The sequence below is a fragment of the Roseburia hominis genome, assembly GCA_040702975.1.
Taxonomy (GTDB): Bacteria; Bacillota; Clostridia; order Lachnospirales; family Lachnospiraceae; genus Allocoprococcus; species Allocoprococcus hominis_A.
Genome location: CP159990.1, coordinates 3,953,199 through 3,973,292, shown reverse-complemented (window position 1 = coordinate 3,973,292; position 20,094 = coordinate 3,953,199). Strand labels below are relative to the sequence as shown.

Here is a 20,094-nt window from a genome sequence, read left to right as displayed (position 1 = left end):
TATGAGGGAAATGGAGGAAAAATCGTTCGACAAATTGTGCGTGGCAAATAAAAAAGAAGACCTGGATATGTGTTAGTCACAAAATCCGGCCTTCTTTGTGTTGCCAAGCATACCTGAGTGAACGTCCAGTGGACGTTCATCTTGGTGCTAAGTATAACTGGTGAAAATCCGATGGATCTTCATGCCAGTCTGTCTGATCAGTTGAATGATTACTCAGCAGAAATAGCTCCTGTCGGACATGCAGCTTCGCAAGCGCCACAGTCTACACATGCATCAGCATCGATCTGCATATGATCGTCGCCCATAGAGATAGCTCCTACTGGGCATTCGCTTTCGCAAGCGCCGCAGCTTACACATTCATCAGAAATTACGTGTGCCATAATATGTATCCTCCTTTTTATTTAACAGTTTAGGCTGTTTTTATGCCTCTATTCTAATACATTCGGGCAAAATATACAAGGGCAAAAATGCTTTAAATTTAGTACATTTTCAGGAAAGAATTGGGCATAAAAGAATATTTACGAAATCTTAAGAATTTTTTATACTCTTTTTGATGGTTTTAGTGTATAGTTGATACTGTACAATTTTGGACGTATTGTACGATTGATAAAATGGTAAGTGATCAGCATACTATTAGAATACTCACACTTATACGGACGGCTTCTGAGACATGCTGCCGGCAGGCGGACGCCGCGTAATAAGGAACAGATAAGAGATACAGGAAAATACAGAGCTTCCTGTATGGTATGCCAAATAGCCAGTGTGAGGAAGCACTGGCGGGAACAGACGGAATGGAGCGAATGTTATGAGAAGACGATGGAGCATTTTGGCTGTGCTAATGTGTCTTGTGATCTCTGTCACAGGATGTAAGACGAATGAGGATAAAGAAGAGGGCGGAGCAAATTTGGGGCCGGGGAAAGAGGAGAAGGCTCATCAGGGCAATCTGGATATGATCCAGCCCTCAGCTTATAGGAATGTGAACGGGCTTAAGCTGGAAGCCGGGACGAATATTTCCATTATTGGAAGAGGAAAATCGTCGGCCTATTGGTCTGAGGTGAGAAAGGGCGCAGAAGCGGCAGTGGACGAGATCAACGAAATGCTGGGCTACAAAGGAGAAGACAAAATAAAGCTGACTTATTCGGCACCGGCAGCAGAGGACGATGTGGACGATCAGGTGAATATTCTGGATGAAGAGCTGGCGAGATACCCGGCGGCAGTAGGAATCGCGGCAGTGGACGCAGCAGCCTGTGAGGTTCAGTTTGATCTGGCTGTCGAGAATGGGATTCCGGTCGTAGCGTTTGATTCGGGAACGACTTATCAGAATATCGTATCCATGGTAGATACGAATAATCCGGAGGCAGCGGCGATGGCGGCAAGCAAGCTCAGCGCCAGCATCGGCGATGAAGGAGAAGTACTGATCGTTGCACATGACACGAAGTCCACTTCCGCCGTACAGCGTGAATCGGCTTTTGTAAATGCGTTAAAAGAAAAGTATCCGAATGTGACTGTTGCCGTCAGCTATCATCTGGACGAATTGGAAGAGATGAAGAAAACGATGACAGAGGGGCAAAAGCCTTCTTCAGAGGAGACTGAGCAGGGAGAAGAAGCAGCGCCGGAAGGCACACAGGAAGAGATGCCTGAGACGGAAGATGAGGAAATTGATATTTCCCAGGAGGATGTGATCCGCTATCTCCTGCAGCAGCACCCGAATGTAAAAGCGATTTATACGACGAATGAGACCGGTGCGAAGCTGGTGGTCGGCGTTCTGGAAGAACTGGAAAAGTCAGACGTGAAAGTGGTCAGCTTCGACGGCGGGGAGGATCAACTCAAATTACTCGAAGAGGGGAAACTGGAAGGCTTGATTGTTCAGAACCCGTATGGAATCGGTTACGCCACGGTGATCGCGTGTGCCCGCGCTGTTCTGGAGCAGGGGAACGAAGCGCAGGTCGACACGGGTTATACCTGGGTCACTGCCGATAACATGAAGGATCAGGTAATTGAACGAGTGATGTATTAGGCGGAAATTCGTTTTAATTACGGCACACATTTTTTAGAGATCAGATAGCATAAAAGATGTCCGGTAAAGGAATAGGTTTCAAATATCATACCCAAGGGCATCCCGTATGGCTATAACGGGATGCCCTTGGGTATGCATTTGGAGAATATATTTCTTGCCGGGCATTTTGACGTTGCCAGGTATGCCTAAGTGAAGGTCCGGCGGTCTTTGTTTTGACTGCCAGGTATGTCTGAAATCATGTTTGATGGACCTTATTTTGGCGAGAGGGCAAAAGTTCACATTATGCTATGAATTTACATATAATATAGCATAATCTCAGAAAATGGAAGTGTGTCCCCATGGAAACAAAACTGCCTTTTTATATGGCGTATCCCACCCCGTTTCTCTTCGCGGATGACAAAACGGAAGCAAGGGATTATGAATACTTAAAAAGTATGTATCCTGATATGGCAAAACGGATTCTTCCGTATGTGGAAGAAGAATGTGACCGTCTGGAATACGATAACAGCATGATTTATGATGAATATCCGGATAAACTTCAATTACGCCTGATGTGCCGGCGGATTTATGATAAAGTCATGGATGAAGAACTGTTCGACGAATTGGAGATGGAAGAGTGGGGAGCGGATACCGTGCAGGAGGAGGCCATCGGGCAGGCGTATCGCCGTCGGCAGTCCAAAAAGCCGGACCGGGTACGGGATATGGTGGAGCTTTTACTCTATCAGGAATTGTTGCGGAGGCGGTGCAATCACCGCAGATGCCGGAAAAATTTACTTTGGTAAGATACGGAACAGGAAACAGAGCTCATTTTAGCTGTCATGCATACGACAAAAACGCCCAGTGGATGTTCATCCTGGTGACGGTAGTAAAAAGGGAAAAGTGTTGCCATATGAGAAATGAATGTGCTATAATAGCGAGGCGGTCAAAAAGACCGCCTTGTATACCTTGTGAAACGGCCGAATGGCCATGCGGGATGCCCTTGGGTATACCTTATGAAACGGCCGAATGGCCATACGGGGTGCCTTGGGTATATTAAATGGCATATGCTATATCAGCGGGTGCATACGGCTGAATATGCCGCAGGGAGAGTAACTATACGGAAAAAGACAGATCACGAAGATGACAGATTGAGAGAGATACTATGAAGAATATTATTTTTATCGGCATGCCGGCAGTGGGTAAGAGTACGGTAGGCGTTGTGATTGCAAAAAGATTAGGATATGAATTTATAGATACGGATTTATTGATTCAAAAGCAGGAGAAACGTCTTCTGCGGGAGATTATTGCGGAGAAAGGGATCGACGGCTTTCTGGAGATTGAGAATCAGGTAAATCGTGACGTAGAGGCAGAAAAGGCAGTAATTTCACCGGGAGGAAGCGTGGTGTACTGCAGGGAGGCTATGGAGCATTACAAAAAGATTGGAACCGTTATTTATTTGAAGGCTTCTTATGAGACCATAAGTGCACGGCTTAAGAATGCAAAAAAGCGGGGAGTTACGCTCAGAGACGGACAGACGATAAGAGATTTGTACGATGAAAGAGTCTTATTGTTTGAGAGATATGCCGATATTACGATTACTGAGGATGGAATGAATCTGGAAGAAACCATAGAGAAAGTACAGGACGCATTGGAAGAACTCGTGTAGAATTTACAAAAATGTTACAAAATGTTTACAGGCAATTGTGATAGCTTCAGAAAAAATTTTACAAAGTGCTCGGAGTGTGCTATAATCGAAAAGTAAAAACATTTTTCGGCTAGATAAAACGTTTTGAACGCATTATGAAATTTCTGACATTAATAGTAAAAGTAAGATAGTATGAGCTTGGAACTTCAAGCAATACTAATAAATAGATTGGTAACAATAAACGGGGTAAATAATTAAAAAGGGAAGGAAACCATCAGTAGAGGTGCAATATGGAACAGTATATAATTAAGGGTGGAAACCCGCTGGTCGGTGAAGTTGAGATTGGCGGTGCAAAGAATGCCGCACTCGCGATTCTCGCCGCGGCAATCATGACTGATGAGACTGTAACGATTGATAATCTCCCGGATGTAAACGACATCAATGTACTGCTGGAAGCAATTGCAGGAATCGGTGCCTCCGTACATCGGGTCGACCGGCACACGGTCAGGATCAACGGAGGAAATATTACAGACTTTGATATTGAGTATGACTATATAAAGAAGATCAGGGCTTCTTACTATCTGCTGGGGGCGCTGCTCGGGAAGTACAGGAAAGCGGAGGTGGCTCTTCCGGGAGGCTGTAATATCGGAAGCCGTCCGATTGATCAGCATTTGAAGGGCTTTCGTGCGCTGGGCGCATATGTGGATATTGAGCATGGGAAGATTATTGCGGAGGCGGACCGCCTGATCGGGAAGCATATTTATTTTGACGTGGTGAGTGTCGGTGCGACGATCAATGTCATGATGGCTGCTTCCATGGCGGAAGGGCAGACGATTCTGGAGAATGTGGCGAAGGAGCCGCATGTAGTTGACGTTGCCAATTTCCTGAACAGTATGGGAGCCAATATCCGTGGCGCAGGAACGGACGTGATCAAGATTCGCGGCGTTTCCCGTTTCCATAAGACGACATATTCCATTATTCCGGATCAGATTGAAGCTGGTACGTTCATGTTCGCGGCAGCAGCGACCCGTGGGGATGTGACGGTCACGAACGTTATTCCAAAGCATCTGGAAGCGACGATCGCGAAGCTGTTGGAGATTGGTTGTGAGGTAGAAGAGTTGGATGATGCAGTACGCGTGGTGTCCAAGGGAGATTTGCGCAATACACACGTGAAGACCCTGCCATATCCGGGATTCCCGACAGATATGCAGCCACAGATTGGCGTTACTTTAGCTCTGTGTAAAGGGACAAGTACGATTACGGAAAGTATCTTTGAGAATCGTTTTAAATATTTGGGTGAGCTTGCAAGAATGGGAGCAAATGTCAAGATTGAGGGTAACTCGGCTACGATCGAGGGCGTGAAGAGATTTTCCGGAGCGAGAGTCAGCGCGCCGGATCTGCGTGCCGGAGCAGCGCTTGTCATCGCAGGACTTGCGGCGGAGGGATTTACCTTTGTGGATGATATTGTTTATATCCAGAGGGGATATGAGCGATTCGAGGAGAAGCTCAGAAGCCTGGGGGCTATGATTGAGAAGGTGTCTACGGACCGGGAGATTCAGAAGTTTAAATTAAAAGTCAGCTAGTAATGAAAAAGTGTATTGACGGATATACTATATAGTGCTATTATGAGTAGCGGAGCAAATTGAATAGAACTTTCTCTTATTCAGAGTGGTGGAGGTACAAAGGACCTGGGAAGCCACGGCAACCCCATTTGATGGAAGGTGCCAACCTGAGCGAGTAATCGAACAATAAGAGGATTGATGAGAAGTATCAGGTCAGTCCTTCGGGACTGACTTTTTTGCCGAGTATACCGAGAGAAAGGTCCAGAGGATTTTTATCCCGGTTCGGGGCGGTGACAGCGCACGGCGACGAAAGGTATCGTCAATCAGATAAGAGAGAGGACAGAAGAAGAAAGGGGAATAAAAGATGGAACGTTTATTATTTACGTCCGAATCCGTAACTGAAGGACATCCGGATAAGATGTGCGACCAGATCTCCGATGCGATTCTGGACGCACTGATGGAGCAGGACCCGATGAGCCGTGTGGCATGTGAGACCTGCACGACAACAGGACTTGTGATGGTCATGGGAGAGATTACGACCAGCGCCTATGTAGATATTCAGAAGATCGTGAGAGATACCGTAAGAGAAATCGGCTATACACGTGGCAAATTCGGTTTTGACGCGGACAACTGTGGCGTGATCACTGCTATAGATGAGCAGTCCACCGATATCGCCATGGGCGTTGACAAAGCGCTCGAGGCGAAGGAGCATAAGATGTCAGAGGACGAATTGGAAGCAATCGGAGCGGGAGATCAGGGAATGATGTTCGGATATGCGACCGATGAGACACCAGAGTATATGCCGTATCCGATCGCGCTTGCACACAAGCTGGCGAGGAGACTGACCGAAGTGAGAAAGAACGGCACGCTGCCTTACCTTCGCCCGGACGGAAAGAGTCAGGTCACAGTGGAATACGATGAAAATGGAGTTCCGGCACGTCTCGACGCAGTGGTGCTTTCTACACAGCACGATCCGGAGGTTTCACAGGAGCAGATTCATGCGGATGTGAAGAAATATATCTTTGATGAGATCCTTCCGGCGGATATGGTAGATGAGAATACCAAATTCTTCATCAACCCGACAGGACGTTTCGTGATTGGCGGACCGCACGGTGACAGTGGACTTACAGGAAGAAAGATCATCGTGGATACCTACGGCGGAATGGCACGTCACGGCGGCGGAGCATTTTCCGGAAAAGACTGTACGAAGGTGGACCGTTCCGCGGCCTATGCGGCGAGGTATGCGGCGAAGAATATCGTGGCAGCAGGACTTGCCAAAAAATGTGAGATTCAGCTTTCTTACGCCATCGGTGTGGCCCAGCCGACGTCTGTAATGGTGGATACATTTGGAACCGGAAAGCTTTCCGATCATAAGCTGGTAGATATCATTCGTGAGAACTTCGATCTGCGACCGGCAGGTATCATTAAGATGCTGGATCTGCGTCGTCCGATTTATAAGCAGACAGCGGCTTATGGACATTTCGGAAGAAATGACCTCGATCTTCCGTGGGAGAAGCTGGATAAAGTCGAGACATTGAAACAGTATTTATAGAATTTTTATAAAAATTTATGGGTGCTTTGATGAGAAGCACCCTTTTTTGTGCTATTCTAGTATATATGACAAAAATGTTCAATCGGAAAGGATAGATAGCATGAAAATACGAACCAGACTGGTAGTTGCATTTGTGACGGTCATTACGATTCCGGTCATACTGACGGCGCTGCTTACCTGGGGGATTGCTCAGTATCAGATTGGGGTGATCGAGAAGACCTATGGCAGCACCGGTACGGAATATAAGAGTTTTTCTCATTCTCTGCAAGTGTTGGGCCAGATGCCGGAAGTCAGAAATTTTATGTTTCATACGGGAATCTCCATCGTTATGATTCTGATGCTGACAGCCATGCTTATGGTTTTATGGATTTACGGAGGAATCATAAGCCCTGTTGCGAAGCTCCAGGAGGCGGCCCGCAATGTAAAAGAGGGGAATCTGGACTTTGAATTGAAACCGGAGAAGGACGATGAGATGGGACAGCTCATTCAGACCTTTGAGGAAATGCGCCAAAGGCTCAGAGATAATGCGGAGGAGAAGCTCAGGAGCGACAGGGAGAGTAAGGAGCTGATCAGCAATATTTCTCATGATCTTAAGACTCCGATCACGGCCATCAAGGGGTATGTGGAAGGAATCAGGGACGGCGTGGCGGATACGCCGGAAAAGATGGAAAAATATATCGGAATCATTTATAATAAAGCTAATGAGATGGATCTGCTCATTAATGAGCTGACTTTATATTCCAAGATCGATACGAACCGGATTCCTTATAATTTTGCGCCTCTTTCCGTCAATGCATATTTTGACGACTGTGCAGAGGATTTGGAGATGGAACTGAATTCCAAGAATGTGGAATTTGGATATTTTAACTATGTGGAGGGTGATGATAAGATTATTGCGGACCCGGAGCAGCTTAAGCGGGTTATCAATAATATTATCAGCAATTCCCTGAAATACATGGAGCGGGAGCACGGACTGATCAACCTGCGGGTGAAGGATGTGGGAGATTTTATTCAGGTAGAGCTGGAAGACAATGGTAAGGGGATTGCCGCGAAAGATTTGCCGAATATTTTCGACCGTTTTTATCGCACAGATGCGTCGCGCAATTCTTCTAAGGGGGGCAGCGGCATCGGACTTTCTATCGTGAAGAAGATTATCGAGGATCATGGCGGCAAGATTTGGGCTACCAGCCGGGAGGGAACCGGGACGGTCATGTATTTTGTGATTAGAAAATACCAGGAGGTACCAATTTATGAGTAAGATATTGATTGTAGAAGATGAAGAGGCGATTGCGGATCTGGAGAAGGATTATCTGGAGCTGAGCGGTTTTGAAGTGGAGGTGGCAAATGACGGCACCACAGGACTTGACCGGGCGATGAACGGGGAATTCAATCTGGTGATTCTGGATCTGATGCTGCCGGGTGTAGATGGATTCGAGATCTGCCGCAAGGTGCGCGAGGAGAAGAACACTCCGATCATTATGGTGTCTGCAAAGAAGGACGACATCGACAAGATACGGGGACTCGGGCTTGGCGCAGATGATTATATGACAAAACCATTTAGTCCAAGTGAGCTGGTAGCGCGTGTGAAAGCACATCTGGCAAGGTATGAGCGGCTGATCGGAAGCGCGGCCAACGAGAACAAGATCATCGAGATTCGAGGCCTGAAGATCGATACTACGGCGCGAAGAGTATGGGTGAACGGAGAGGAAAGGAATTTTACTACGAAGGAATTCGATCTGCTCACATTCCTGGCGGGACACCCGAATCATGTGTATACGAAAGATGAATTGTTCAGCGAGATCTGGGATATGGAATCCATCGGGGATATTGCGACGGTGACGGTCCATATTAAGAAGATCCGGGAGAAGATTGAGTATGATACCTCAAATCCGCAGTATATAGAGACGATTTGGGGAGTGGGGTATCGCTTTAAGGTGTAAATCCAGATTTAGACTGTAGTCTTGAAGGTGAATATGTTTGGGGGGCAGAGATGGATTGGACTTATCTCTGCCTTTTTTGTTGCCAGGCATACCTGAGTGAACGTCCGGTGGATAAAGAGGGGCAAAAAGTCATGTTCAAAAGTAAGATTATCTGGTAATATATACTGTAATGGAAATGATAAGAATATCAGTAGTAAAAGGTGACATGATGAAGAAAAGGAAGAATATCAGATTTAGTACCGTGCAGCTCATGGCGGCAGGGTTTATGGGACTCATCTTTCTGGGCGGCGTGCTCTTGTGGCTGCCCATATCGAATACCCGCCCGATTGCCTTTGTAGACGCATTATTTACGGCTGCGACGGCCGTGTGCGTGACAGGTCTTGTGACGGTGACTCCGGCGGTACAGTTCACCCTGTTTGGGAAAATCGTGCTGCTGATCCTGATTCAAATAGGTGGATTGGGAATTATTGCCTGTGTAACCGCATTTTTCCTGATCATGAGAAAGCGGATTTCCCTGAAGGAGAGGATAATCATACAGGAAAGTTACAGCATGGAGTCCTTGTCGGGAATGGTCGCCATGGTGATAAGGATCTTAAAGGGAACGTTTGCGGTGGAAGCGGCGGGAGCTATCCTTTACGCGATTCAGTTCATACCGGAATTCGGGGTGGCAAAGGGAATATGGTACGCCATCTTTCATGCCGTCTCTGCGTTTTGCAATGCGGGGGTGGATATTCTGGGGAATTCCAGTTTTATTCGCTATGCCGGGAATCCTCTGATCTGTGTGACAACAATGCTGCTGATCGTACTCAGCGGACTGGGTTTTCCTGTCTGGCAGGATTTGGTGCAGAATATTCGTCTGGTGTGGAAAAAGAATCTGAAAGCAGAACGTGCCTGGGGAAAACTTCGTTTACATACGAAAATAGTGTTGGTCATGACCCTTATCTTGATCATGAGCGGAGCGCTCGGCTTTTTGGTAATGGAATATTCCAATCCGGATACAATAGGAGCGATGCCCTTCTGGAAGAAAGGGTTGAATGCCTTCTTTCATTCTATTTCCACCAGAACAGCCGGCTTTGCGACGGTGCCGCAGGGAGCTCTGGAGTCAGAGACGATGTTTACGACTTGTATTCTGATGTTCATCGGAGGTTCTCCGGGAGGAACGGCAGGAGGCGTAAAGACGACGACCATTGCCATGCTGTGTCTGGCGTGCATGACATTTATTCGTGGCGGCGAGGATACGGAGTGTTTTGGACGCCGGATTGAGATGAAACAGATCCGGACCGGAATGTGTATTGTACTTTTTTCATTTGCGGTATTGCTTCTGGGAACGACGGTCGTCGCTTCGCTGGAAGGCGAAGTGTCGTTTATTCGTGTTTTGTATGAGACAACGTCGGCCATCGGAACGGTAGGACTTACGGCGGATCTGACGCCGCAGCTCTGTATGGCCAGTAAGGTAGTGATCATGCTGCTGATGTATCTGGGAAGAATTGGCCCGATCACGCTGGCACTTGCGTTTGGCGTGAAGAAGAACCAGCGGGATAAGATACGCAGACTGCCGTCAGAAGGAATTATGGTTGGATAAGTGTCGGAAGGAGAAAGAAAAATGGGCAAACAATATGCAGTGCTGGGCATGGGAAGTTTTGGCTTCAGCCTGGCAATTGAACTGGAAAAACTGGGCTGTGAGGTGATTGCGGTCGATGCATCGGAGGATCGGGTGCAGGAGATTGCGCCTTTTGTATCTCAAGCCATGTGTGCGGAGATGAAAGAAGACGGCCTGATGAAATCCCTGGGCGTCAGAAACCTTGACGGCGTCATCGTGGCGCTGGCAGAGAACCTGGAAATCAGTGTTCTTGCGACCATGCAGGCTAAAGAGATGGGCGCGCCCTTTGTTCTGGCGAAGGCAAAAAATGATATGCATGCCAACATTCTCAAAAAACTGGGAGCGGACATGGTCGTGTTCCCGGAGCGTGAGATGGGGGTTCGGATCGCCAATGTACTGGCGACCCGGAATTTTGCTGATTGGATCGAGCTTTCCCCGGATTATAGTATGGTGGAGGTGCAGATACCGGAAAAGTGGATTGGAGAGACGCTGCGTGGTTTGAATGTGAGGGAGACGCTGGGTGTTAATGTGGTCGGCATGATCCGTGGCGGGAAGGTAATGGTCAACATTTTGCCAGATGAGGTGTTTAAAAATGGCGATGTTTTGATTATCATCGGTGAAAATGAAACTTTGAATAAATTTAGTGAAGGAACGGTATAATTCATGATAACCAGTACCGCAAATGACAAAGTAAAACAGTTGATCAAATGGCAGAAAAAGCGGAAGACCAGAGATGAAGAAGGCGTGTTTCTGGTGGAAGGGATCCGCATGTTCGTGGAGGCGCCTAAGGATAAGGTGCGGGAAATCTATGTCTCAGAGAGCTTTTATGGAAAGAAGAATCAGGAATTAAGACTTGATGAGTGGGGACGAAAACTTAACATTTTGTCGGACATCGTTTTTGGTCACGTTTCTGATACGCAGACACCGCAGGGAGTTCTGGCAGTGTTGGATCAGAGCCGATATGCTCTGGAGCAGATGCTGGAAGGGGCGGCCGGGCCCAAGGAGGGGCGAAAGAGGAGCGGCGGGGAGAAGCAAAGTCCGCTGCTGATTGTACTGGATAATCTCCAGGACCCGGGGAACTTAGGAACGATTCTGCGTGCCGGGGAGGCAGCGGGAATTACCGGGGTCATTATGAGCAGAGATTGTGTGGATATCTATAATCCCAAGGTTATTCGTTCCACTATGGGATCCATTTACCGGGTTCCGTTCGCTTATGTTGAGAACCTTCCGGATATGGTCCGCAGATTGAATCAGTTTGGAATCGGAACTTACGCGGCACATTTGGAAGGGACGCATAGCTATGAGGCGGAAAATTACCAAAAGGGAACAGCATTTTTGATTGGAAATGAAGGAAATGGCTTGAGCCGTGAGGTGGCGGACAGCGCTGGGACCTATATCCGAATTCCCATGTGTGGGCAGGTCGAGTCTCTGAATGCAGCGATGGCCGCGACCGTGCTGCTTTTCGAGGCGGCAAGGCAGAGAAGGGGCTAAGAGGAGGCAAGCGGTTCGGCAGATGTTCTGAACGAATGAAAGGAATAGAATAACTAAATATTGAAAGAGGACATATATCCAGATATTGTCTACACCAGATATTGTCAGTTGACGGTAACAAGGAGATATGTTAAGATTCCTCCTGAAAACGTAATAATTTTGTAACAAATGTAATAATTGTGAAAATTCTTGCGTATACTTAAGTGTGAAGCATGAAAGGCTGGGAGAAAACATTCAGGAGGTTTTTATGAAGACAAGTAGAAGTAAAAGGTTCATGTGTATGGTAATGACATGCGTCATGATGTTTTATACAGGAAGTTCCAGTGTGATGGCAGGAAATCTGGAGATCCTTAAAAATGCAGGGCAGACAGAAAATGCGAGGCTGTCGGAGAAGATGGTCGTTCTGGAAGAATCTGCCCGCGGTATTTTGGCTGCAGTAGAAAAGATGCAGCAAAAAATGCAGGAAAAGAAAGCAGCCGAAGAGGCGGCAAGAAAGGCCGAAGAGGCGAGAGCGCAGGAAGCACAGCGCGCTATTCAGGAGAATCCACAGGCGGTGACGGCTTCGACGAGCGACATGAACTTGCTGGCGGCACTCATCTACTGTGAGGCAGTCGGAGAACCTTACGAGGGCCAGGTGGCTGTGGGAGCGGTCGTCATGAATCGGGTGAAAAGCAGCTCCTTCCCGAATAGTATCCGGGAAGTCATTTATCAGAGCGGGCAGTTCGGTCCGGCGATCACAGGGAAACTTGACCGGGTGCTGGCAAGTGGAAAAATGACTGACAGTTGTTATCAGGCAGCGCAGGAAGCGCTTGCAGGAGTAAGCCCGGTGGGAGGTGCGCTCTATTTTGGAGACGGACGGAATTTTGGACAGTTGATCGGAGGTCACTGGTTCCATTCTTAAAAAGGAAGTGATAGGTTGAGACCTGTAATTGATATGAATTTGGAATATGGACTGGTATTTGACGGCGGAGGTGCGCGCGGTGCCTATCAGATCGGAGCGTGGAAGGCTCTGAAGGAGGCGGGCGTGAACATCTGCGCGGTAGCAGGAACTTCTGTGGGCGCTTTGAACGGCGCCCTTGTTTGTATGGGGGACTATGAACAGGCAGAGCGCATTTGGCAGGAGATGACATTTTCCAGTGTGATGGACGTAGATGATGAATTGCTGGAAGGTTTTTTTGAGGGAGAGGCTTCTGCCAGAGAAATTTTTTCTGAACTTTGGGACAAGATCACGGCGGGGGGCGTGGATATTACGCCGCTGAGGGAGTTGATTCATGAAACGGTGGACGAGGAAAAAATACGTAGCTGCAATAAAGAGTTCTGTCTGACGACATTTTCCCTGTCGGATTTCAAAGAACTGGATCTTGGGATTGAGGATATTCCTGAAGGACAGCTGGAAGATTTTCTCCTTGCGAGCGCATACCTGCTGGGCTTTAAAAATGAGCCGCTTCATGGTAAAACATATATTGACGGAGGAATGGTAAATAATTTGCCGACAGGCTCCCTTTTAAAGCGGGGGTATAAACATATTATTCAGGTGCGCATCTTTGGACCGGGGCGGATTCCGCGGGCGGTGATTCCGGAAGACGGGAGCGTACATGAGATATCGCCTCGGGTCGGACTGGGGAGTATTCTGGAATTCTCGGCGAAAAGGAGCCGTCAGAATCTGATGATCGGGTATTATGACGCAAAAAGAATGATTTATGGGCTGTCCGGAACGATTTATTATATTGAACAAACGCGCGAAGAGTGTTATTATGTAGAAATAATGAGCCGGATAAGTGAGCTGGAGAAGGCAGAGTATCGTTTTAAATTGAAGCTCCCGATTGGAAGTACAGATGAAGAGTTGTTTTTGGGAATGCTGGAGGCCAGTGCCAAGCTTATGCGGATTCAAAAATATAGAATCTATAAAGTAGACGAGCTTTGGGAAGCTATTTGTCTTAAGTATGAAGCGCTCCCTTTGGAAAAGCTGGAGAAGCTGCCGAAGTTCGTCCATGTGATTACAGGCATGAGGAAGGAAGAGAAGATGAACTTAAAAGGACGTAATTTTTTAACACTCAAGGACTATACTCCGGCGGAAATCGAATATCTGCTTGATCTGGCGGCAGATCTGAAGGCGAAGAAGAAACAGGGAATCACGGGAAACAGTTTAAAGGGCAAGAATATTGCGCTGATTTTTGAGAAACCGTCTACGCGTACCCGTTGTGCGTTTACAATCGGCGCACAGGACGAAGGGGGAATCCCCACCTATCTGGCAGGAAGTGAGATTCAGCTCGGTCATAAGGAGAGTATCGAGGATACCGCGCGGGTTCTGGGAAGAATGTTCGACGGAATCGAGTTCCGTGGATTTGAGCAGGATTATGCCGATATTTTGGCTGAGTATAGCGGCGTTCCGGTTTGGAATGGCCTTACGGATACGTATCACCCGACCCAGTGTCTGGCGATGCTTTTGACCATGAAAGAGCAGTTTGGATATTTGAAGGGCCTTAAGGTGGCATACCTGGGCGATGGGCGTAACAACGTTGCGAACAGTCTTCTGATCGGTTCTGTGAAGATGGGCGTGAATGTGGCGATCGTCGGACCGAAGGCGCTTTGGCCGGACCGTGATCTTGTGATGGAATGCCGTGGATACGCGGAAGAATCCGGCGCCTCGATTGAGATCACTGACGATCTGGACGGCGTAAAGGGCGCAGATGTGCTGTACACAGACGTATGGATCTCCATGGGCGAGGAGAAGAAAGAGCAGGAGAGAGAGCGTATTGCAAAGCCTTATCAGGTCAATCAGGCTTTGATGGAACGTACCGGCAAATCCACGACGATTTTCTCCCACTGTCTGCCGGCGATTAAAGGCAAGGAAGTGACCGAGGAAGTATTTGAGAGCGAAGCGTCTAAGGTATTTGAAGAAGCAGAGAATCGTCTGCACACGATCAAAGCGATCATGGTGGCTACCTTAGGAGAGACAGAAGAGGAATAATGAAAGCGGAAATATTGAAAATGCTTCGCCGCACGGACGGGTATTTATCCGGCCAGCAGATCTGTGATACATTTCAGGTATCGCGAACGGCGGTGTGGAAAGCAATCAATCAGTTAAAAGAGGAAGGCTATGAGATCGAGGCGGTCCGTAATAAAGGGTATCGGATTACGGGCTGCCCGGATATTTTGTCCAGAGAAGAGATCATGAGCCATATGGATACATGCTGGGCCGGACAGAAGGTTTCTTTTTATGAGGAGACGGATTCGACGAATACCCGGGCTAAGGCTGGGGGAGAGGCAGGGGATTTGCACGGTGCTCTCTTTGTGGCTGAAAAGCAGAATGCGGGAAAGGGGAGAAGAGGGCGTAGCTGGCAGTCGCCTGCGGGCAGGCAGCATTTATATGAGTATTCTCCTGCGCCCCTCGTTTGAACCGTCAAAAGCGCCTATGCTGACGCTGATCATGGCATATAGTGTGGCGATGGCGTTAAAGGAAGAGGAAGAGATTACTGTGCGGATCAAGTGGCCCAATGATCTGGTGCTGAATAAAAAGAAAATCTGCGGGATTCTGACGGAGATGAGCGCAGAAGTGGATTATATCAATTATGTAGTGATCGGGGTGGGAATCAATGCGAATACGGAGTCCTTCCCCGAAGAAATTTCTGAGACCGCCACTTCTCTTAAGCTGGAGAGCGGCGAAAGGGTGCGGCGGGCGGGGCTTATTGCCGCGGTGATGAAGAAATTCGAGGAATACTATGAACAGTTCTGCGCTGCAAAAGACCTGTCATTCCTTATGGAAGGCTATAATCAGATTCTGGTGAACCGGGATCGACAGGTGTGCGTTCTGGAACCGGGAGGAGAGTATCGTGCCGAGGCCCTTGGAATCAACGAGAAGGGAGAGCTTTTGGTGCGCAGGGAGGACGGCAGCATAGGCCAGGTATTTGCGGGAGAGGTATCTGTCCGCGGAATTTACGGATATGTGTAAGGAGTAAGAAGAATGTATCAGGATAAGATCGTGCTCTGCGGGGCGAATTCATATGAAGAAAAATACTATCTGAATCCCGATTTTGCAAATCTTCCTCAGCACATTCAGGATGAGCTGAAAATCCTGTGTGTGTTATATGTCAATGATGTCGGCGGCATATTGACATTGGTGTATGAGGAGGACGGTTCGCTTCAGTTTGAGGTCAGCTCAAAGGAAGGCGATCCGATGTTTGATGATATCGGCAGTCAGCTCAAGATTAAGAAGATGCAGAATGACCCGGAAAAACAGGAGCTTTTGATGCAGCTTGAACTCTATTATAAAGTATTTTTCCTGGGAGAAGATTTGTAATGGCAAGGACAGTTAAGATAGGAAATGTAGAGCTTGAGAACAGATATATATTGGCACCTATGGCAGGAGTGACAGACCTGCCATTTCGCTTACTCTGCAAGGAGCAGGGGGCGGGCCTTTTGTGCATGGAGATGATCAGCGCCAAGGCCCTTCAGTACCGTAATAAAAATACGAAGGCGTTACTTACGATCCACCCCCGGGAATATCCGGTGTCACTGCAATTATTTGGGGCGGACCCGAAAATCATGAGTGAGCAGGCGAAACGGATCGAGGAGCTTCCATTTCAGATTCTGGATATCAACATGGGCTGTCCGGTGCCGAAGGTGGTAAAAAATGGAGAAGGTTCTGCGCTCATGAATCAGCCGCATCTTGTGTATGATATTGTGTATGCCATATCACACGCCATTCAAAAACCGGTGACGGTCAAGATCAGAAAAGGTTTTGATGAGGACCACGTAAATGCAGTAGAGATCGCGAAAATCGTGGAGCAGGCAGGCGGTGCGGCGGTTGCGGTTCACGGCCGCACACGGGAGCAGTATTATTCCGGCAAGGCGGACTGGCAGATTATCCGCCAGGTAAAAGAGGCAGTCTCGATTCCGGTGATTGGAAACGGAGATATCACCGGCGCCGAAAGTGCCGATGCGATGTTTCGGGAAACGGGTTGCGACGCCGTCATGATAGGGCGGGGCTGCCAGGGGAATCCGTGGATTTTCCGAGAACTGATCTCCTGGGAGGAGACCGGAAAGAGACCGGAGCGGCCGACGAAGGCGGAACTGAAGGAGATGATGCTTGGGCACGCGAAGCTGCAGATGGAGTTTAAAGGGGATTATCTTGGAATTCGGGAGATGCGCAAGCACGTGGCGTGGTACACGAAAGGGCTGGAAGGTTCAGCGAAGCTGAGAGACCTGATCAATCACGTGGAAAGCTATGAAGAACTGGAAGCGTTGTTGGATGAAAAACTTCGGTAAGTAGGTGGCTATGTGCGTCAGATAGTCTGAAAATCCGGTTGGAGAGAAAGAAAGTGGAAGTTGACTTTTTACTTCCGTTTTTGAAGTTTCGCGTTTGAAATTTCGGAAAAAATGGGTTGGAAAAAAGATTGACATGCCATATTAAATTATGTATAATTATGAAATTGTGAAAGTATCTTTAAAAGAGGCTGTTTTGCAGGATTTCTTCTATATTATACTGTGATGAATGATATAGTGTACGGATTGATAAGTATTTCATGCAGGAGTGGATGATAAAGATATTTGCACAATGCAGTAATGGCAGAAGAAGACAGGCGGTGCAGCCGCTCAAAAAGGATATTATCCTACAGAAGTGGTAAGAGGAGAATGTAAAATGGAAGCAAAAAAAACGTTACTTACGTATACGGGACTTAAGAAACTGGAAGATGAGTTGGAGAACCTGAAGGTCGTAAAACGAAAAGAAGTTGCAGGCAAGATCAAAGAGGCGAGAGAGCAGGGAGACTTGTCTGAGAATGCGGAGTATGACGCAGCAAAAGATGAGCAGCGTGATATTGAGGCCCGTATCGACGAGCTGGAAAAGATTCTCAAGAATGCGGAAGTCGTTGTGGAAGATGACGTAGACCTGGAGAAGATCAGCATCGGCTGTACTGTTGACGTATATGATAGAGAATTTGACGAGGAGATTGAATTTAAACTCGTAGGTTCCACAGAGGCAAACAGCCTGGCAGGAAAGATTTCCAACGAGTCACCGGTCGGCAAGGCCCTGATCGGTAAGAAAGTCGGCGATGTAGTAGCAGTAGAGACACAGGCCGGTGTAATTGAGTATGAAGTTTTAAAGATCAATCGTTCTATTTAATGATAAGATAATTAGGGTAGCGTATCAGTGATGTTAGGCATAAGATTGTTGAATATTTCGGATACAGTACACTAGACGGCGGAGTCGGAATTCCGCAAATATAAAGAAAAGGAGAGGAAAACGTGGGAGCACAGCAGAACAATGGACAGGAACCGGACATTAATCATTTGAGAAAGGTGCGCCGTGAGAAACTTGCGGAGCTTCAGGCAAATGGACAGAACCCGTTCGAAATTACCAAATTTGACGTAACGCATCACAGCCAGGAAGTAAAAGACCATTTTGAGGAGCTGGAAGGCAAACATGTAGTGCTGGCAGGACGTATGATGTCCAAGCGTGTCATGGGAAAAGCCTCCTTCTGCAATATTCAGGATCTTCAGGGCAATATTCAGTCCTATGTTGCAAGAGACAGCGTCGGGGAAGAGGAATATAAAGCATTCAAGAAAATGGATATCGGTGATATCGTAGGCCTTGCTGGAGAAGTGTTTAAGACGAAGACCGGTGAGATTTCTATTCATGCCTCCGCAGTGACCCTCCTTAGTAAGAGCCTTCAGGTGCTTCCGGAGAAGTTCCACGGACTGACTGACACAGATATTCGCTACCGTCAAAGATATGTGGATCTGATCATGAATCCGGAGGTGAAGGATACCTTTATTAAGCGTTCCAAAATCCTCAGCTCTATTCGTAAGTATCTGGATGGACAGGGATTCATGGAGGTAGAGACTCCGATGCTGGTGGCAAATGCCGGTGGAGCAGCGGCAAGACCGTTCGAGACACATTTTAACGCATTGGGAGAAGACTTTAAGCTGCGTATTTCTCTGGAGTTATATTTGAAGAGACTGATCGTAGGCGGCATGGAGCGCGTGTATGAGATTGGACGTGTATTCCGTAATGAAGGTCTGGATACCAGACATAACCCGGAATTCACTTTGATGGAATTATATCAGGCGTATACCGATTACAACGGAATGATGGACCTGACTGAGAATATGTATCGTCATGTAGCACAGGAAGTGCTGGGAACAACAAAGATTGTGTATAATGGCGTAGAGATGGATCTCGGAAAGCCCTTCGAGCGTATCACCATGGTAGATGCAGTGAAGAAATATGCGGGCGTTGACTGGAATGAAGTGCATACTTTAGAGGAGGCACGTGCGCTGGCGGATCAGCATCATGTAGAGTATGAGGAAAGACACAAAAAGGGCGATATTTTAAGCCTCTTCTTTGAAGAGTTTGCGGAAGAGCATCTGATTCAGCCGACTTTCGTCATGGATCACCCGATTGAGATTTCCCCGCTGACCAAGAAGAAACCGGAGGATCCGGAATATGTAGAGCGTTTTGAGTTCTTTATGAATGGCTGGGAGATGGCAAATGCATATTCTGAGCTGAATGACCCGATCGATCAGAGAGAGAGATTCAAGGCGCAGGAAGAGCTTCTGGCACAGGGAGATGAGGAAGCGAATACGACGGATGAAGATTTCCTGAATGCACTGGAGATCGGTATGCCGCCGACAGGTGGAATCGGATTCGGTATTGACCGTATGTGTATGCTTCTTACGAATGCAGCAGCGATCCGTGATGTTTTATTATTCCCGACGATGAAGACTCTCGGCGGAAGCGACACTACAAAGAAAGTAGAAAAGGCTGCCCCGGCAGCAGAAGAGAAGGCGGCAGAAAAGATTGATTTTTCCAATGTGAAGATTGAGCCGCTGTTCGAGGAAACGGTTGATTTTGACACCTTTGCAAAGTCTGATTTCCGTGCTGTAAAGATTGAAGCATGTGAGGCGGTACCGAAGAGCAAAAAGCTTTTGAAGTTCACTCTGAATGATGGAACAGACCGGAAACGCACGATCTTAAGTGGAATCCATGAGTATTACGAGCCGGAAGAATTGATTGGCAAGACTGCGATCGCAATCGTAAATCTGCCGCCGAGAAAGATGATGGGCATTGATTCTGAAGGTATGCTGATTTCGGCAGTACATGAGGAAGATGGAAAAGAAGGATTGAATCTGCTGATGGTAGATGACAGAATTCCGGCGGGAGCAAAGTTGTATTAAGAAATATTTTTAGCGTTGTATTATAAAAGGAAATGGATTACTACACCGAAGTTTTGGGGTTCCAGAAAAGTGACGAGGTAAATGGAGATTGGGTTAAGCGGTGTGGCATAATGAAAAAAATGGCAACTGG

Annotated in this window: 17 protein-coding genes, 1 pseudogene and 1 riboswitch; of the genes and pseudogenes, 17 read left to right on the top strand and 1 reads right to left on the bottom strand. The window is 47.5% G+C overall.

Annotated elements, in window-relative coordinates:
• Nucleotides 1–209 precede the first annotated feature (209 nt).
• The gene (locus ABXS75_18425; GenBank protein XCP84977.1) at nucleotides 210–380 is read right to left on the bottom strand and encodes a 4Fe-4S binding protein; all 171 of its coding nucleotides are present in this window, start codon (nucleotides 378–380) and stop codon (nucleotides 210–212) included.
• A 425-nt stretch (nucleotides 381–805) separates the two neighbouring features.
• Here ABXS75_18425 and ABXS75_18420 point away from each other — a divergent pair, with 425 nt between their 5' ends.
• The 17 genes and pseudogenes from ABXS75_18420 to lysS all read left to right on the top strand — a co-directional run bounded on the left by ABXS75_18420 (nucleotide 806) and on the right by lysS (nucleotide 19,964).
• Nucleotides 806–2,017 carry a substrate-binding domain-containing protein gene (locus ABXS75_18420; protein ID XCP84976.1) on the top strand — a complete coding sequence of 404 codons (1,212 nt, stop codon included), beginning with the start codon at nucleotides 806–808 and terminating at the stop codon, nucleotides 2,015–2,017.
• A 338-nt stretch (nucleotides 2,018–2,355) separates the two neighbouring features.
• A complete protein-coding gene (locus ABXS75_18415) occupies nucleotides 2,356–2,799 on the top strand; it encodes a hypothetical protein (GenBank protein XCP84975.1) in 444 nt (147 codons plus the stop codon).
• A 359-nt stretch (nucleotides 2,800–3,158) separates the two neighbouring features.
• On the top strand, nucleotides 3,159–3,662 hold the full coding sequence (locus tag ABXS75_18410; GenBank protein ID XCP84974.1) for a shikimate kinase: 504 nt from the start codon (nucleotides 3,159–3,161) through the stop codon (nucleotides 3,660–3,662).
• 269 nt (nucleotides 3,663–3,931) lie between these two features.
• Complete coding sequence (locus tag ABXS75_18405) at nucleotides 3,932–5,224, top strand: UDP-N-acetylglucosamine 1-carboxyvinyltransferase (protein XCP84973.1); 1,293 nt, start codon at nucleotides 3,932–3,934, stop codon at nucleotides 5,222–5,224.
• A gap of 73 nt (nucleotides 5,225–5,297) precedes the next feature.
• Nucleotides 5,298–5,396: riboswitch (SAM riboswitch) on the top strand.
• A gap of 171 nt (nucleotides 5,397–5,567) precedes the next feature.
• Nucleotides 5,568–6,755 (top strand): methionine adenosyltransferase, encoded by a 1,188-nt coding sequence (gene metK / locus ABXS75_18400; protein XCP84972.1) that lies wholly within the window; start codon nucleotides 5,568–5,570, stop codon nucleotides 6,753–6,755.
• A gap of 100 nt (nucleotides 6,756–6,855) precedes the next feature.
• On the top strand, nucleotides 6,856–8,013 hold the full coding sequence (locus tag ABXS75_18395) for a HAMP domain-containing sensor histidine kinase (GenBank protein ID XCP84971.1): 1,158 nt from the start codon (nucleotides 6,856–6,858) through the stop codon (nucleotides 8,011–8,013).
• A complete protein-coding gene (locus tag ABXS75_18390) occupies nucleotides 8,006–8,695 on the top strand; it encodes a response regulator transcription factor (GenBank protein ID XCP84970.1) in 690 nt (229 codons plus the stop codon). The genes ABXS75_18395 and ABXS75_18390 overlap by 8 nt, the downstream gene beginning before the upstream one ends.
• Nucleotides 8,696–8,900: 205 nt before the next feature.
• Complete coding sequence (locus tag ABXS75_18385) at nucleotides 8,901–10,277, top strand: potassium transporter TrkG (GenBank protein ID XCP84969.1); 1,377 nt, start codon at nucleotides 8,901–8,903, stop codon at nucleotides 10,275–10,277.
• A 21-nt stretch (nucleotides 10,278–10,298) separates the two neighbouring features.
• Nucleotides 10,299–10,955 (top strand): TrkA family potassium uptake protein, encoded by a 657-nt coding sequence (locus tag ABXS75_18380; GenBank protein XCP84968.1) that lies wholly within the window; start codon nucleotides 10,299–10,301, stop codon nucleotides 10,953–10,955.
• Nucleotides 10,956–10,958: 3 nt separating this feature from the next.
• Nucleotides 10,959–11,786, top strand: coding sequence for an RNA methyltransferase (locus ABXS75_18375; GenBank protein ID XCP84967.1), 828 nt, complete (start codon nucleotides 10,959–10,961; stop codon nucleotides 11,784–11,786).
• A gap of 247 nt (nucleotides 11,787–12,033) precedes the next feature.
• A complete protein-coding gene (locus ABXS75_18370; protein XCP84966.1) occupies nucleotides 12,034–12,687 on the top strand; it encodes a cell wall hydrolase in 654 nt (217 codons plus the stop codon).
• 15 nt (nucleotides 12,688–12,702) lie between these two features.
• Nucleotides 12,703–14,757 carry an ornithine carbamoyltransferase gene (argF, locus tag ABXS75_18365; protein ID XCP84965.1) on the top strand — a complete coding sequence of 685 codons (2,055 nt, stop codon included), beginning with the start codon at nucleotides 12,703–12,705 and terminating at the stop codon, nucleotides 14,755–14,757.
• Nucleotides 14,757–15,738, top strand: a pseudogene (locus ABXS75_18360) (biotin--[acetyl-CoA-carboxylase] ligase). The gene argF and the pseudogene ABXS75_18360 overlap by 1 nt, the downstream one beginning before the upstream one ends.
• 12 nt (nucleotides 15,739–15,750) lie before the next feature.
• The gene (locus ABXS75_18355; GenBank protein XCP84964.1) at nucleotides 15,751–16,086 is read left to right on the top strand and encodes a DUF6145 family protein; all 336 of its coding nucleotides are present in this window, start codon (nucleotides 15,751–15,753) and stop codon (nucleotides 16,084–16,086) included.
• Nucleotides 16,086–17,054, top strand: coding sequence for a tRNA dihydrouridine synthase DusB (dusB, locus tag ABXS75_18350; GenBank protein ID XCP84963.1), 969 nt, complete (start codon nucleotides 16,086–16,088; stop codon nucleotides 17,052–17,054). The genes ABXS75_18355 and dusB overlap by 1 nt, the downstream gene beginning before the upstream one ends.
• Before the next feature lie 373 nt (nucleotides 17,055–17,427).
• Nucleotides 17,428–17,910 (top strand): transcription elongation factor GreA, encoded by a 483-nt coding sequence (greA, locus tag ABXS75_18345; protein ID XCP84962.1) that lies wholly within the window; start codon nucleotides 17,428–17,430, stop codon nucleotides 17,908–17,910.
• Between the two features lie 122 nt (nucleotides 17,911–18,032).
• The gene (gene lysS, locus ABXS75_18340) at nucleotides 18,033–19,964 is read left to right on the top strand and encodes a lysine--tRNA ligase (GenBank protein XCP84961.1); all 1,932 of its coding nucleotides are present in this window, start codon (nucleotides 18,033–18,035) and stop codon (nucleotides 19,962–19,964) included.
• Nucleotides 19,965–20,094: the final 130 nt, after the last annotated feature.

What these genes read in the sequence shown, in the direction of transcription:
- ABXS75_18425 (XCP84977.1), bottom strand. Translation starts at nt 380, where the DNA reads ATGGCACACGTAATTTCTGATGAATGTGTAAGCTGCGGCGCTTGCGAA.
- ABXS75_18420 (XCP84976.1), top strand. Translation starts at nt 806, where the DNA reads ATGAGAAGACGATGGAGCATTTTGGCTGTGCTAATGTGTCTTGTGATC.
- ABXS75_18415 (XCP84975.1), top strand. Translation starts at nt 2,356, where the DNA reads ATGGAAACAAAACTGCCTTTTTATATGGCGTATCCCACCCCGTTTCTC.
- ABXS75_18410 (XCP84974.1), top strand. Translation starts at nt 3,159, where the DNA reads ATGAAGAATATTATTTTTATCGGCATGCCGGCAGTGGGTAAGAGTACG.
- ABXS75_18405 (XCP84973.1), top strand. Translation starts at nt 3,932, where the DNA reads ATGGAACAGTATATAATTAAGGGTGGAAACCCGCTGGTCGGTGAAGTT.
- metK (XCP84972.1), top strand. Translation starts at nt 5,568, where the DNA reads ATGGAACGTTTATTATTTACGTCCGAATCCGTAACTGAAGGACATCCG.
- ABXS75_18395 (XCP84971.1), top strand. Translation starts at nt 6,856, where the DNA reads ATGAAAATACGAACCAGACTGGTAGTTGCATTTGTGACGGTCATTACG.
- ABXS75_18390 (XCP84970.1), top strand. Translation starts at nt 8,006, where the DNA reads ATGAGTAAGATATTGATTGTAGAAGATGAAGAGGCGATTGCGGATCTG.
- ABXS75_18385 (XCP84969.1), top strand. Translation starts at nt 8,901, where the DNA reads ATGATGAAGAAAAGGAAGAATATCAGATTTAGTACCGTGCAGCTCATG.
- ABXS75_18380 (XCP84968.1), top strand. Translation starts at nt 10,299, where the DNA reads ATGGGCAAACAATATGCAGTGCTGGGCATGGGAAGTTTTGGCTTCAGC.
- ABXS75_18375 (XCP84967.1), top strand. Translation starts at nt 10,959, where the DNA reads ATGATAACCAGTACCGCAAATGACAAAGTAAAACAGTTGATCAAATGG.
- ABXS75_18370 (XCP84966.1), top strand. Translation starts at nt 12,034, where the DNA reads ATGAAGACAAGTAGAAGTAAAAGGTTCATGTGTATGGTAATGACATGC.
- ABXS75_18355 (XCP84964.1), top strand. Translation starts at nt 15,751, where the DNA reads ATGTATCAGGATAAGATCGTGCTCTGCGGGGCGAATTCATATGAAGAA.
- dusB (XCP84963.1), top strand. Translation starts at nt 16,086, where the DNA reads ATGGCAAGGACAGTTAAGATAGGAAATGTAGAGCTTGAGAACAGATAT.
- greA (XCP84962.1), top strand. Translation starts at nt 17,428, where the DNA reads ATGGAAGCAAAAAAAACGTTACTTACGTATACGGGACTTAAGAAACTG.